Source organism: Streptomyces ambofaciens ATCC 23877, from assembly GCF_001267885.1.
In the GTDB taxonomy this organism is placed as follows: Bacteria; Actinomycetota; Actinomycetes; order Streptomycetales; family Streptomycetaceae; genus Streptomyces; species Streptomyces ambofaciens.
On the sequence record NZ_CP012382.1, the window covers coordinates 5989549 to 6003475 of the forward strand.

At 71.8% G+C, this 13927-nt stretch carries 9 protein-coding genes; 4 read left to right on the forward strand and 5 right to left on the reverse strand.

The window, feature by feature from the left end; genetic code table 11:
- Positions 1-193 precede the first annotated feature (193 nt).
- On the forward strand, positions 194-1234 hold the full coding sequence (locus SAM23877_RS26660; RefSeq protein WP_079030446.1) for a Gfo/Idh/MocA family protein: 1041 nt from the start codon (positions 194-196) through the stop codon (positions 1232-1234).
- Positions 1235-1342: 108 nt separating this feature from the next.
- Here SAM23877_RS26660 and SAM23877_RS26665 read toward each other — a convergent pair whose 3' ends face one another.
- Positions 1343-2386, reverse strand: coding sequence for an NAD-dependent epimerase/dehydratase family protein (locus tag SAM23877_RS26665; protein WP_053138455.1), 1044 nt, complete (start codon positions 2384-2386; stop codon positions 1343-1345).
- A gap of 319 nt (positions 2387-2705) precedes the next feature.
- Here SAM23877_RS26665 and hflX point away from each other — a divergent pair, with 319 nt between their 5' ends.
- Positions 2706-4103, forward strand: a complete 1398-nt coding sequence (hflX, locus tag SAM23877_RS26670) for a GTPase HflX (RefSeq protein ID WP_079030798.1) — start codon at positions 2706-2708, stop codon at positions 4101-4103.
- A 63-nt stretch (positions 4104-4166) separates the two neighbouring features.
- Here the strand turns inward: hflX and rfbH are convergent, their stop codons facing one another.
- Positions 4167-5468, reverse strand: a complete 1302-nt coding sequence (rfbH, locus tag SAM23877_RS26675) for a lipopolysaccharide biosynthesis protein RfbH (RefSeq protein WP_053138458.1) — start codon at positions 5466-5468, stop codon at positions 4167-4169.
- Between the two features lie 343 nt (positions 5469-5811).
- Here rfbH and SAM23877_RS26680 point away from each other — a divergent pair, with 343 nt between their 5' ends.
- Entirely contained in the window at positions 5812-7464 is a 1653-nt protein-coding gene (locus tag SAM23877_RS26680) for an ABC-F type ribosomal protection protein Srm(B) (protein ID WP_053138477.1), read from the forward strand.
- A 110-nt stretch (positions 7465-7574) separates the two neighbouring features.
- On the opposite strand, the gene SAM23877_RS26685 is transcribed toward SAM23877_RS26680, so the two are convergent.
- Positions 7575-9542, reverse strand: coding sequence for a helix-turn-helix domain-containing protein (locus tag SAM23877_RS26685; RefSeq protein WP_053138480.1), 1968 nt, complete (start codon positions 9540-9542; stop codon positions 7575-7577).
- A 574-nt stretch (positions 9543-10116) separates the two neighbouring features.
- Here SAM23877_RS26685 and SAM23877_RS26690 point away from each other — a divergent pair.
- Entirely contained in the window at positions 10117-10836 is a 720-nt protein-coding gene (locus SAM23877_RS26690) for a class I SAM-dependent DNA methyltransferase (protein WP_053138489.1), read from the forward strand.
- A 127-nt stretch (positions 10837-10963) separates the two neighbouring features.
- Here SAM23877_RS26690 and SAM23877_RS26695 read toward each other — a convergent pair whose 3' ends face one another.
- Positions 10964-12112, reverse strand: a complete 1149-nt coding sequence (locus tag SAM23877_RS26695) for a DegT/DnrJ/EryC1/StrS family aminotransferase (protein WP_053138492.1) — start codon at positions 12110-12112, stop codon at positions 10964-10966.
- Positions 12113-12516: 404 nt separating this feature from the next.
- Positions 12517-13926 carry an NDP-hexose 2,3-dehydratase family protein gene (locus SAM23877_RS26700; protein ID WP_053142891.1) on the reverse strand — a complete coding sequence of 470 codons (1410 nt, stop codon included), beginning with the start codon at positions 13924-13926 and terminating at the stop codon, positions 12517-12519.
- Position 13927 lies beyond the last annotated feature (1 nt).

Genomic DNA, 13927 nt, shown 5'->3' on the forward strand with positions numbered 1-13927 from the left:
CGTAGTGTCAGGTCAGCGGGTACGCGGGGCACCGACGGTCCCTCGGCGCGGCACTGTGTCAGATCGGCCTTGCCGTCGCGTCGGGCCGCCGGGTAGCTTCAGGGCCGCCCATTGCCGGAAGCGACTCGTGGGTGTGCGCCGGCCGTTCACCACGCTGTGCCGTGACCATCCGGACCGATTGACGGAACCATCCATGACCGCCCTGGGTACTTCTGCTGAACCGTTCGCCGCACCCGGCCCGCCGCGGCCGGAAGCGTCCCCGGTGCTGCGCTTCGGAGCGATCGGCTGCGGCGACATCGCGGGCCGTCGCACCCTGCCCGCCCTGCTCTCCACCCCCGGCACCGTGCTGACCTGCGTCGGCAGCCGCGACGCGGACCGGGCCAAGGCCCTGGGCAGGCACTTCGACTGCGAGGCGGTCGCGCCCTACGAGGCCCTGCTGGAACGCCCCGACGTGGACGCCGTCTACATCGCGGTGCCCAGCATGCTGCACGCCGAATGGGCCGCGGCGGCGCTGCGGGCGGGCAAACACGTCCTCGTGGAGAAGCCCGCCGCCGCCAACCACGCCGACGCGGCCCGCCTGTTCGCCATGGCCCGGGAGCGCGGACTGGTACTGATGGAGAACTTCATGTTCCTCCACCACTCTCAACACGCCACCGTCAAAGCCCTGTTGGAGGCCGGTGCCATCGGAGAGCTGCGCACCTTCTCCGCCGCCTTCACCATCCCGCCGCGCGCCGACGACGACATGCGCTACCGACCCGACATCGGCGGCGGCGCACTGCTCGACAACGGCGTCTACCCGCTGCGGGCCGCGCTGCACTTCCTCGGACCCGAACTGCGCCTGACCGGCGCCGTGCTGCGCCGTGACCGCCGCCGGGGCGTCGTGGTCTCCGGCAGCGTCCTGCTCGCCGCCCCCCAGGGCGTGGCCGCCCACCTCGCCTTCGGCATGGAACACGGCTACCGCTCGGCGTACGAGCTGCACGGCAGCACCGGCTCGCTCGCCCTGAGCCACGTCTTCACGACCCCGGACAGCCACCACCCCGTACTGCGGCTGTCCCGCCAGGACCACCGGGAGGAGCGCGTCCTGCCCGTGGACCGGCACTTCGTGAACATCCTGTCGGTCTTCCGCCGTGCGGTGATCCGGGCCGAGGACGTCTCCGCCGAGTCGTACGCCGCGCTGCGCCAGGCGGGGCTGGTCGACGAGATCGTGGCCCGCGCCGAGACCTTCACCGTGTAGCCGCGCCCCGGGCGCCGGGACACAGGACGCGCCGCCGGGCCGCGGGGCGGACACGCGAGCGCCGCTCCCCGCGAGCGGGAAACGGCGTCGCACTCCTCGGGGGCCGCGTCAGCCCGCCGCCGCACCGCCGCGAGCGTCCCAGGCGGCGAGCAGCTCCTTCTCCCGGCTCAGGGACAGGCCGCAGCCGGCCGCGAGCGGCAGTTCCGGGACGGGCCGGTCCCGGACGACCTCCCAGGCGTCCCGCACGGTGTCGGAGAAGGGCCGGCAGGCCAGACCCGCGGCCCGGGCGCGCGGTGCTCCGGCCGCCCACACGAGGGTGTCCCGCGCGGTGTCGGGCACCCACATCGGCAGGTCCGTCCACGGACTCACGCCGTGCTCGGCGAGGAACCCCTCGTCGACCCACACCGGCTCCGCGGCCGAACCGGTGGCCTTGACGCACTCCGTGAGCAACTCCCCGAAGGTGGTGTTCTTCTCCGGCGGGTTGACGATGAAGGCGCCGGTACGGCCGTCCGCGAGGCAGTCGAGGCCGAAGACGGCGACATCGCGTACGTCGATCAGGCGCATGCCCACCTCGGGGTTGCCCGGGGCGAGCACCCGGCGGTGCTCCCCCTCGGCGACGCGCATGCGCCACAGCCAGGCGTCGAGCATGCGCATGGTGTCGTGCGGCCCGAGGATGACACCGGCCCGCAGGTGCAGGGTCCGGCCCGCGAAGTGCCGGTCCACGGCGCGCTCGCAGCCGGCCTTCAGGACGCCGTAGTCACCGTCGGCGTGGTCCGGTCCGGCGTCCGGCGGGCAGTCGTGGGCAGGTGAGTCGTCGTCCACCGGACGGACCGCCTGCGCCCAGTCGGGCAGGCAGGCGATGCTGGAGACGTAGAGGTAGGTGTCCGCGTGCCCGGACAGCGCCGCGGCCGAGGCCCCCACCGTGCGGGGCACGTAACCGCAGGTGTCCACGACCGCGTCCCAGTGCCTTCCGGACACCAGCCGCTCCAGGTCGCCGGCCACCTCGCGGTCGCCCCTGACCGCCTCGACGCCGGGCAGGTCGGTGCCGCTGACACCCCGGTTGAACGTGGTGACCCGGTGCCCCGCGGCCAGTGCCTCGGCGGCGAAGGCCCGGCCCACGAACTGTGAACCCCCGATAATGAGTACTCGCATGACATCCACACTCGCCCGCTTCACGCCCGCGGGCGCAGTACCCGGTGCACACTCTGTCAGCTGGGGAGGTGATCGCCGATACGTCCTTGCACACCCCGGCGACATGGCTAGGGTGGACGGCATGTGAGTTCCGGCAGCGACCTCCACGGCACCGGCCCCCGACGGCGAGGTGCGGACACGTCGGCCCCGACCCCCCGGCCCCGCGCCCGGCCCCGCAGGCCGGACGCGCCCCGCCCCGGAACGCTCTCGAACCCCCCAGATTGGAAGTACTTTGACGCATCCCGAGGACTTCGCCGGCACGCAGCGAGCCGACGCACTGATGGACGACACGATGGCCGGCGCCGACGCCGAGGAATGGGACGGCGATCAGTTAGACCGCGAGGACCGGGCCTCCCTCCGCCGCGTCGCGGGGCTCTCCACCGAACTGACCGACGTCTCCGAGGTCGAGTACCGCCAGCTGCGACTCGAGCGGGTGGTGCTCGTCGGCATCTGGACCTCGGGAACGGCCGCGGAGGCCGACAGTTCGCTCGCCGAGCTGGCGGCGCTCGCCGAGACCGCGGGCGCCCTCGTGCTGGACGGCGTCGTGCAGCGCCGGCAGAAGCCGGACCCGGCGACGTACATCGGCTCGGGCAAGGCGTCGCAGCTGCGCGACATCGTCGAGGAGACCGGCGCCGACACCGTGGTGTGCGACGGGGAACTGAGCCCCAGTCAGCTGATGCACCTGGAGGAGGTCGTCGGGGTCAAGGTCGTGGACCGCACGGCCCTGATCCTGGACATCTTCGCGCAGCACGCCCAGTCCCGGGAGGGCAAGGCGCAGGTGGCGCTGGCGCAGATGCAGTACATGCTGCCGCGGCTGCGCGGCTGGGGCCAGTCGCTGTCCCGGCAGATGGGCGGCGGTGGCGGCGGTGGCATGGCCACGCGCGGTCCCGGTGAGACGAAGATCGAGACGGACCGGCGGCGGATCAACGACAAGATGGCCAGGCTCCGCCGGGAGCTGGAGCAGCTGAAGACCGGCCGGGACGTGAACCGGGAGGAGCGACGGCGCAACAAGGTGCTGTCGGTCGCCCTCGCCGGCTACACCAACGCCGGCAAGTCATCGCTGCTCAACCGCCTCACCGGAGCCGGCGTGCTGGTGGAGAACGCCCTGTTCGCCACCCTGGACACGACCGTGCGGCGGGCGACGACGCCGAGCGGGCGCCCCTACACCATCGCCGACACCGTGGGCTTCGTACGCCACCTCCCGCACCACCTGGTGGAGGCGTTCCGTTCCACGATCGAAGAGGTCGCGGACGCGCATCTGGTGCTGCACGTGGTCGACGGTTCGCACCCGGACCCCGGCGCGCAGCTGGCCTCGGTGCGCGAGGTGCTGCGGGACGTGGGCGCCGGCGAGTCCACCGAGGTCGTGGTCGTCAACAAGGCCGATGTCGCGGACCCGGACGTCCTCGCCCGTCTGCTGGAGCAGGAGCCGGACGCGATCGTCGTGTCCGCCCGTTCGGGTCGGGGCATCGACGAGCTGCGGGAACTGATCGACCGCCTGCTGCCGCACCCCGAGGTGGAGGTGGAGGTCGTGATCCCCTACGACGAGGGGAGCCTGGTGGCGCGGGTGCACGACGAGGGCGAGGTGCTCAGCACCGAGCACACGCCGGAGGGCACCCTGCTCACCGCGCGGGTCCACCCCGACCTCGCCTCGGAGCTTCGGACGCTTCCGCGGCCGTGACGCCCCGGAGGGGAGGACCGCCCCGGTCCTCCCCTCCACGCGCACCCCGCGTACCGCCGCCCCTCAGGAGTGCTTGAGCACGAACTCCCGGATCGTGTCGCCGACGTAGGCGATCATCTCCGGGGTGATGCCGGGGAAGACCCCGATCCAGAACGTCTGGTCGGTGATCAGGTCGCTGTTCTCCAGGGAGCCGGACACCCGGTACCGACGGTCGGTGTAGGCGGGGTGCCGCACGAGGTTGCCCCCGAACAGGCGGCGGGTGCTGATCCGGCGCGATTCCAGGTGGTCGACCAGGGCCGCCCTGCTGTACGCGGCGTCCGGGTCCACGGTGATGAGGAACCCGAACCAGCTCGGATCGCTGCCCGGTGTGGCATGAGGCAGCAGCAGACCGGGCAGCCCGTCCAACGCGGCGCGCAGATGCCGCCAGTTGGCGCGCCTGGCCTCGGTGAACTCCTCGATCCGGGTCAGCTGGGACAGCCCGAGGGCCGCCTGCAGGTCGGTCGACTTCAGGTTGTAACCGACGTGCGAGAAGATGTACTTGTGGTCGTACCCGGGCGGCAGGTCACCCATCTTCTGGTCGAACCGCTTGAGGCAGCGGTTGTCCTCACCCGGCTCGCACCAGCAGTCGCGCCCCCAGTCGCGCAGTGATTCCACGATCCGCGCCAGGGCCAGGTTGTCGGTGAGCACGCAGCCCCCCTCACCCATCGCGATGTGGTGCGCGGGATAGAAGCTGACGGTCGACAGGTCGCCGAAGGAGCCGGTGAGCCTGCCCCGGTAGCGGGACCCCACCGCGTCGCAGTTGTCCTCGATGAGGAACAGCTCCCGCTCGTCCGCGAGGCGGGCCACCTCTTCGGCCTCGAAGGGGTTGCCCAGGGCGTGCGCGATCATGATCGCCCTGGTCCGGGGGCCGATGGCCCGCTCGATGCGCTCGGGCGTCGTGTTGTACGTGCCGAGCTCGACGTCCACGAAGACGGGCACCAGCCCGTTGTGGAAGATCGGGTTGACCGTCGTGGGGAACCCGGCGGCGACCGTGACGACCTCGTCCCCCGGACGCAGCCGTCTCTCCTCCAGCTGCGGCGAGGTGAGCGCGCCGAGGGCGAGGAGGTTGGCGGAGGAACCGGAGTTGGTCAGGTGCGCCTTCCGGAGCCCGAGGTACCGGGCGAACTGCCGCTCGAAGCCCCGGGAGGCCGGGCCGGCCGCGATCCGCATCTCCAGCGCCGTCTCCACCAGCGCCAGCCGGTCCTCCTCGCTCAGCACCGCGCCGGAGACCGGTACGTGCGTCGTCCCGGGAACGAAGCCCCCGGGCGCCTGTTCCCGGTGGTACGCGCGGACCAGCTCGGTGATGCGGTTCCTGAGATCGCCCATGGTCGACCCCTCTCGTGAAAGACCGCTGTGGTTGCTCCCGAGGCTAGGCATCCGGCCGCCGGACAAGCGATCATCCCGGTCCGACTGCATCACGTCGGCCGGTGCGACACGCATACCGTTGCGCGGCACCGGGTAGCACGGCTATAGTTCTTCGCATGGGATCTCTGTGATAGATGAGGATGCCCGGCGTTGAGCTGACTCCGCCTGCCGCATCCAGCAGCGTGCTCGTGACACCCCCTGACCGGCCATGTCCGCAGTGGTGGCGTCCCTTCTGCTTTCCGTTCTTTCTGCGAGCGCGCTCACGCATCCACTCATCCTCATCGTGGAAACAGGAGACTTACGCGTGTCGATTGCGCAATACGCCCTACACGACATCACGAAGCGCTACCACGACTGTGTCGTGCTCGACCGGGTCGGTTTCAGCATCAAGCCGGGCGAGAAGGTCGGCGTGATCGGCGACAACGGTTCCGGCAAGTCCACGCTGCTCAAGATCCTCGCCGGCCGCGTGGAGCCCGACAACGGCGCGCTCACCGTGGTCGCTCCCGGCGGCGTCGGCTACCTGGCGCAGACACTGGAACTGCCCCTCGACGCCACCGTCCAGGACGCCGTCGACCTGGCCCTGTCCGACCTGCGCGAGCTCGAAGCGGCGATGCGCGAGGCCGAGGCGGAGCTGGGCGAGAGCGACGAGAACGGCTCCGAGCGCGAGCTGTCCGCCGGCCTCCAGCGCTACGCCGCTCTGGTCGAGCAGTACCAGGCGCGTGGCGGCTACGAGGCCGACGTGCGCGTGGAGGTCGCGCTGCACGGCCTCGGACTGCCGAGCCTGGACCGCGACCGCAAGCTCGGAACCCTCTCCGGTGGCGAACGCTCCCGCCTCGCGCTCGCCGCGACCCTCGCCTCGTCGCCGGAGCTGCTGCTCCTGGACGAACCGACCAACGACCTCGACGACCGGGCGATGGAATGGCTGGAGGACCACCTGGCCGGCCACCGCGGCACGGTGATCGCGGTCACCCACGACCGGGTCTTCCTCGACCGGCTCACCACCACGATCCTGGAGGTCGACTCCGGCAGCGTCACCCGCTACGGCAACGGCTACGAGGGCTACCTGACGGCCAAGGCCGTGGAACGCGAGCGGCGGCTGCGGGAGTACGAGGAGTGGCGTGCCGAACTCGACCGCAACCGCGGGCTGATCACCTCCAACGTGGCGCGGATGGACGGCATCCCGCGCAAGATGTCCCTCTCCGTGTTCGGCCACGGCGCCTACCGCAGGCGAGGGCGCGACCACGGCGCGATGGTGCGGATCCGCAACGCGAAGCAACGCGTGGCGCAGCTGACCGAGAACCCGGTCCACGCTCCCGCCGACCCGTTGTCCTTCGCCGCCCGCATCGACACCGCGGGCCCGGAGGCGGAGGAGGCGGTGGCCGAACTCACCGACGTGCGCGTCGCGGGTCGGCTCGCCGTGGACTCCCTGACGATCCGGCCCGGCGAACGGCTGCTCGTCACAGGTCCCAACGGTGCGGGCAAGTCCACCTTGTTGCGGGTGCTGTCCGGGGAACTGGAGCCGGACGGCGGCTCGGTGCGCGTCGGCTGCCGGGTCGGTCATCTGCGGCAGGACGAGACGCCCTGGGCGCCCGGACTGACCGTGCTGCGGGCCTTCGCCCAGGGCCGGGAGGGCTACCTGGAGGACCACGCGGAGAAACTGCTGTCGCTCGGCCTGTTCAGCCCGTCCGACCTGCGGCGACGCGTGAAGGATCTGTCCTACGGGCAGCGCCGCCGGATCGAGATCGCCCGGCTGGTGAGCGACCCGATGGACCTGCTGCTGCTGGACGAGCCCACCAACCACCTCACCCCGGTGCTGGTGGAGGAGTTGGAGCAGGCACTCGCGGACTACCGCGGCGCCGTCGTGGTCGTCACCCACGACCGTCGGATGCGGTCCCGGTTCACCGGCGCCCGGCTGACCATGGGAGACGGGCGCATCGCCGAGTTCAGCGCCGGCTGAACCACGCGGGCCCGGGACCTCGTCGTACGGGGGACCGGTGGCCGGTGGTCAACGCCCGCCTGTCGGCGCGATCCGCGCCGACGGGCGGGGCGCCGCCCGTGCCGGAGAGGTCACTCGCGCAGCGATCCGAGCACGGCCCGGGTCTCGGACGCCGGTTGCGAGGAGAGCGCCGAGCGCACCTGATAGAGCCGCAGGGCCAGTTGTATGTCCAGCACCCGCTCCGGTGACTGCCAGTCCTCTCCCAGCAGTACGCCGATGCGCTCCAGCCGCCGTGAGACGGTGTTCGGGTGCACGCGCAGTGTCTCTGCGGCACGCGTGGGGCTCCTGCCCGACTCCAGGTACACCCTCAGAGTGGGAACCAGATCCGTGAAGCGGTGGGTGTCGTAGTCGACCACGGGGCCGATCGTCGTCCTGATGTAACCGGGGACGTCGTTCTCCTCGGCGAGGAGCATGCCGAGGAAACCCAGGTCGGAGGCGCACGCGGTGCCGCCGTCGCCGCCGAGCGCGCGGAGGGTCTCCAGACACTTCGCGGCCTCACGGTGCGCGTCGGCGATGCCGTCGACGGTCGAGGCGGGGCCCGCGACCCCCACGGTGACGGGGTGCCCGGCGCGGTCGGTCAGCTCCGGGGCGGCGGTCTGCGCCACGGCGACGGGGTCGTCGCCGGGCAGCAGCAGGACGACGGCGCCGTCCCGCACGCTGCACAGCCCGCCGAGCTCCTTCGCGTAGTCGGCGCCGGAGGCCTCCAGCCGCGGCGAGGTCCCGCGGGGTCCGCCCGCCACCAGCACCACGTGCGGGCGGCGGAAGCTGAGGGAGAACATCAGGGCGCGTTCCCTGAGGAGCGTGGGTGAGCGGGGCGCCCCGATCAGGTCGTCGAAGAACTCCTGGTGGCTCTGCGCCTTGGGGGAGTCGTCGTGCTGGACGCGCAGGTGCAGCGCGAGGGTGCGGGCGACCATCGGGAGCAGGGGGACGGCGGTGTGGTCCGCGTCCGGACCGAGGTCGGTCAGCAGGAAGCCGGCGTTGCCCCCGGGAAGCAGGGGCACCGTCCAGACCCCCGGGGCCACGGAGGTGGGCCGGCCGGTCTCGGCGGCCCGGCGGCACGCCGCGCGCAGTTCCGTGGGGGCGACGGGGCGCAGGGTCCCGTACTCGGCGAGCGGGCGCCCGAGCGGGCTGCACAGGCCGGCTCCGCCGCCGAGCGCCTCGGCGGCCGTCGCGAGTAACGAGTCGGCGCCGCGCCTGTCCATCACCTGCGTGACCAGGTGCGACTGGAGGTCGGCGGACCTGCGGGTGCGCGCGAGGGCGGTGCGGGCCTCGCCGATGTCCTGGCGCAGTTGCCCGATGGTGTCGTGGAGCTCCTCGACCAGCCGGTTGCGCTCGATCGCCACCGCGGCCAGATCGGCGAGCGAGCACAGCAGGGTGACCTCGTTGGGGGTCAGATGCCGCACCTGACGGTCGGCGACGTAGAGGACCCCCATCGGTTCGCCCCCGGCGCACAGCGGGACGGCCAGGACCGCGCGCAGGCCTTCGGCGCGGACGATGTCGTCGACGGCCTCGACGTGCGTGAAGCTGTTGTCCCCGAGGTAGTCCGGGGTCCAGAAGGGAGCGCGGCAGGTGCGCACCATGGCGCCCAGTCCGCCGTCGGCCGGCAGCCGGTAGCTCTCGGCGACCTTGACCGCGTTGCCGTCGGCGCTCAGCACCACCGTGCCGGGCCGGTCCTCCTCGTGCAGGCCGACGTAGGAGACGTCCAGCTTCAGCAGCAGCCGTGCTCTGCGGGCGATGGACTCCAGCAGGTCCTTGCCCCGCCGGGCGGCGACGAACTCGTGCGCGGCGTCGACCAGGGCCGCGAGCTCCGCCTCCCGGTCGCGGCGGTACTCGATCATCGACTGCGCGGTGAGGGCGAGCCGGTTGAAGCGCTCCAGTCGGCGCATCCGGTCCTCGTCGGCGCCCGAGCGTTCGGCGCGGGCCATGAGCCGGTCGTATTCGCTCCGTGGTGCCGACCGGGCGATGAACTCGAGGAAGGCGAGTGCGTCGTCCGACTCGTCTTCTTCGGACCCTTCTTCACCAGAACCCAGGTCACTCATCCCGCAGGCACCCCCATCCCTGTGCTTTACCAAAGCATTGACAGGCTATTACGCTTTCAAGGATTCCGTCTAGATCGACCGAGGTGACCGTTCGTCCCCTTCGTCCGTCTTCGGCGGCTTCAGCGGAGGACATACTCTATTCGACAAGAGAGGGTGCCTGGCTGAAAGGCCGGGGCTTCATGGCCGATATCCGGCCGTCCTTCAGTGGGTGTTGCGGCACGGTGGAAATGAATTCCATAAAGGCCGGGCCGGGGTTGAAGGCTGCCTCTTCAACCGCTGCGGTGAACGAGGCATAAGCTACCCGGTGGCCCGGGGGCCACACCGTGATTTCCGGCGGAACGAGCAACCGGTTGGCCGAATCCGTGCGCGTCGCCGGCGCGCCCCGCCCCGGGGGCGGAGCGCCCGACTTGACTGACCACCCCGTCGTTCCTTGACCCCGGCTCGGCGTGAACTGTTGGGTGTCCGTACGGAGATCATCGCGAGGGGCCGGCGGCAGGCCGCCCCCGCCCCGAGCGCACGGCGCACTCCTCTTCGACAGACCCACGGTTCCCCCTTCACGGCCCGGAGGATTCCCATGTACGAGAACGACAGTGCCGCCGAGGTCTACGACCTGCTCTACCAGGACCGCAAGGACTACGCGGGTGAGGCCGCCCGGGTCACCGACCTGATCCGGGAACGTACGCCGGACGCGGCCAGCCTGCTCGACATCGCGTGCGGCACCGGTACCCACCTGGAGGCCTTCGCCAAGCTCTACGACCGCGTGAGCGGCCTGGAGCTGTCCGAGTGGATGGCGGCCCGCGCCGAGGAGCGGCTCCCCGGCGTCACCCTCCACCGCGGTGACATGCGGGCGTTCGACCTCGGCGAGACGTTCGACGCCGTGGTCTGCATGTTCAGCTCGATCGGGTACCTGGAGACCACGGCCGACCTGGAGGACGCCGTCGCCGCCATGGCGCGGCACCTGACCGCGGACGGTGTCCTGGCCGTCGAACCGTGGTACTTCCCCGACACCTTCCTGGACGGCCACGTCTCCACCCACGCCCTGCGGACGGCACCGGGCGACCAGGGCGTCGCCCGTGTCTCCCACTCGACCCGGGAGGGCGGGCGGACCCGGATGGAGATCCACTACCTGATCGCGCACACCGCGGAGGGCATCCGGCACCGCAGCGAGGTGGACTACCTCACGCTGTTCTCGCGTGCGGAGTACGAGGCCGCGTACCGCAAGGCCGGCCTGGACGTCGAGTACGTCGTGACGGGCGAGGGCTCACCGGGCTTCTTCCTCGGCACGCGTCGCTGACGCACCGACGGGACGGCGGGGTGGCCCGGACCGTCCGCAGGACGCGCCACGGCCCCTGTCCCGGCGGTCACCGCCGGGCCCGGGCCGGCGGTCACCGCCGGGACAGGGGCCGTGGCGCGTGCGCGCGTCAGGCGGGGGCCGGATCCGCGGCGCTCAGGGCTCTGCGCAGGGAGGACACGACGGTGCGGACGTCGGCGTCCGACAGGCCGGGGTGCAGGGGCAGGCACAGGGTCCGTTCGGACGCCCGCTCCACGCCGGGCAGTTCGCCTCCGGTGTGGCCGTAGGCGGGCACCTTGTGCAGAGGTGCGTAGCGGAAGGTGGTGTAGATGCCGTCGGTGAGCAGGTCGCGTGCCACCCGGTCCCGGACGCCGGGGGCCAGCTGGATCCAGTAGAAGTAGTGCGTGGACTCGTGCCCCGCGGGTGGCGCGGGCGGTGTCAGCACGCCCTCCAGCGAGCTCAGTTCGCTGTCGTACAGGGCGACGATCTCCCTGCGGCGGGCCACGAAGCCGGGAAGCCGGCGCAACTGGACCGCGCCGATGGCCGCGGTGAGGTCGTTCCCGATGACGCGGCGGCCCGGTTCGGGGACGTCCATCTCCCACCAGCGCGCCGAGACCCTGGCGTATCCCAGGCCGCTGGACCGCGTGAGGCCGTGGTAGGCGAGGCGCCGGATCCGGGCGGCCGCCCCGGGGTCCTTGACGTAGATCATCCCTCCGTCGCCGGTGACCAGGACCTTCATGGCGTCGAAGCTCCACATGGCGAGGTCGCCGAAGGTGCCGACCGGTCGGCCGTCGACGCGGGAGGCCACGGAGCACGCGGCGTCCTCGATCAGGGTGATGCCCCGCTCCCGGCAGCGCTCGGCGATGCGCACGATGTCGCCGGGGTGGCCGCCGTAGTGGAGCGCGATGACGGCCCTGGTGCGCGGGGTGACGGCCGCCTCGATGTGCTCCAGGGCGGGGTTCAGCGTCCGCGGGTCGGTGTCGCAGAACACCGGGCGCGCTCCCGAGAGCTGTACGGCGTTCGCCGCGGCGAGGAAGCTGGGCGAGGGGAGCACGACCTCGTCGCCGGGCCGCAGGCCGAGCGACTCCAGGGCCAGGAAGAGGCCGGCGGTGCCCGAGTTGAGGAAGACGACGTGCTCGGGGCCGACCCCGAGGTGCTCGGCGAACGCGGACTCGAACGCCGCGGTCCGGGGTCCGTGACCGAGCCATTGGTCGTCGAAGACCTCGGACACCGCCGCCAGTTCCTCGGCCCCCATCTGGGGCTGGAAGAGATTGATCATTTTCGCCTCTCGCGTCGCGCTGTCTCGTCCGGACTCGGGCAGGTGCGTTCGACGCCGGGCCGCCGTCCGCGCGCAGTCGCCGTCCGTCCCGCCCGGCATTCGGGGGCCCTCGGGGCGCGCTTTTCCGGAGGCGGGAAAGGAATGTCCTCGGCCGCCCCCGTCGTATTCCGCGGCCCGGCCGGGAGGCGGGGGTGGTCCCGCGGCCGGGCGCACCGAAGGCGGGGAAAGCGGTTCCTCGTGCGGGCTCCCACCGTGTCCCGCCGGGAATTGCGCGCGGTCCGGGCCGGCCGTTCCGCCGTTTCCCGCAGGGCGCCGATGCGGGAGAACGGCGCTTTACCTTCCGGGTGCCGGCCGGCCGGTGGCGCGCTGCCGATTCTCCCGCGCGGTGCAGCTTTCGTGACCATTCAGTAGGAGGCGTGTGCGCACGCCATGAGGGTGCGGAGTTCGACGTTGAGATAGTTGCCGTGCGCGAGCAGTTCGGTGAGCTGGCCGAAGGTAGCCCAGCAGAAGCCGGGCGGGCAGCCCGTGTCGAGCTCCGGCCCCGCCTCGACCACCAGATAGCGGTTGCGCGCGTGGTAGAAGCGCCCGCCCTCCTCCGACTGCACCACGTCGTAGCGGACGCGGTCGGCTCCGGCCGTCAGCACCCGGTCCAGGTACGGGGGCGACTGGCCGTCCGCCTCGTCGGGCCGGCACTGGACGGTCGGTCCGAACTCGGCGACGTTGAGCGTGCCGACCTCCGACCGCGCCGCCACCAGGGCGTGCAGCACCCCGTTGATCCGCCGGGTGATCAGGGCCGCCAGTCCCTGCGAGCACGGGCGCAGCAACGGCTGGGTCCACGAGGCCACTTCACGGCGCTCCGCGGTCACCTCCACCGCCATGATCTCGAAATGCCTGCCGCTGCGATGCCGGATCGCGCTCCCGGTCCGCTCCCAGCCGTCCCGCCGGGCGTCGTCGAGCGGCACGCTCTGCTGGCGCAGCACCCGCAGCGCCCGGACGTCGGTGAGGCAGCTGGTGATGGCGTGCAGATCGTGCAACGGCGCGGTCTCCCCGTAGAGGGAGCGGCGCAGCGCCGCCGGGAAGGAGTCGTCACCGTCGTCGGGCGTGCCGTGCGCGGTGGGCAGACAGGCCAGCACACTGCGGGTGTCCATGTTGACGAGGTCGTCCTGGAGCATCAGCCGGCGGATCTGCCCGAGGGTCAGCCAGCGGAACGCGGCGTCGGCCTCGATGTCGGTGTCGATCTCGACGACCATGTTGCGGTTGCGCTTGTGCAGGAACCAGTCGCCCTGTTCGGACTGGATGCTGTCGATCAGGACCCGGCGGCCGGGGCGGTGGATGAAGTGGTCGAGGAACGGGGTGGACCGGCCGTGGTGCACCTCGTCGAAGTTGCTGCGCGTGGCCTGCACCGTGGGGGAGATCTGCAGCCCGTTGACGTTGCCGGGCTCGGGTTTGGCCTGCATCAGGAAGTGCAGCACCCCGTCGAACTCCCGGGCCAGGATGCCGAGCAGCCCCACCTCGGGCTGCACGATGATCGGCTGGACACGGGCGACCGGATCGGCGTCCGAGCTGGTGCGCAGCCCCTCCACGGAGAAGAAGCGGCCCGTCTCGTGCCGCAGGTCGCCGGTGCCCGGCTCGAAGGACCACCGCCGGAGCCGGTCGAAGGGGATCGGCTCGACGTGGAAGCGGTGCGCCCGGTGGTATTCCTCCAGCCAGCGGGGCACCTCCGCCAGCGCGGTGACCGGGCTGTCCAGGGTGTCGGCGGAGACCCTCACCCGTTCCGCGGTACGCCGGTGGACGGCGTACTCGACCGTGCCCACG

Bases quoted from the DNA above. Each gene is read 5' to 3' on its own strand.
- rfbH (WP_053138458.1), bottom strand. From the start codon at position 5,468: ATGGGCGATCTCAGGAACCGCATCACCGAGCTGGTCCGCGCGTACCAC.
- hflX (WP_079030798.1), top strand. From the start codon at position 2,706: ATGGACGACACGATGGCCGGCGCCGACGCCGAGGAATGGGACGGCGAT.
- SAM23877_RS26660 (WP_079030446.1), top strand. From the start codon at position 194: ATGACCGCCCTGGGTACTTCTGCTGAACCGTTCGCCGCACCCGGCCCG.
- SAM23877_RS26665 (WP_053138455.1), bottom strand. From the start codon at position 2,386: ATGCGAGTACTCATTATCGGGGGTTCACAGTTCGTGGGCCGGGCCTTC.
- SAM23877_RS26695 (WP_053138492.1), bottom strand. From the start codon at position 12,112: ATGATCAATCTCTTCCAGCCCCAGATGGGGGCCGAGGAACTGGCGGCG.
- SAM23877_RS26685 (WP_053138480.1), bottom strand. From the start codon at position 9,542: ATGAGTGACCTGGGTTCTGGTGAAGAAGGGTCCGAAGAAGACGAGTCG.
- SAM23877_RS26690 (WP_053138489.1), top strand. From the start codon at position 10,117: ATGTACGAGAACGACAGTGCCGCCGAGGTCTACGACCTGCTCTACCAG.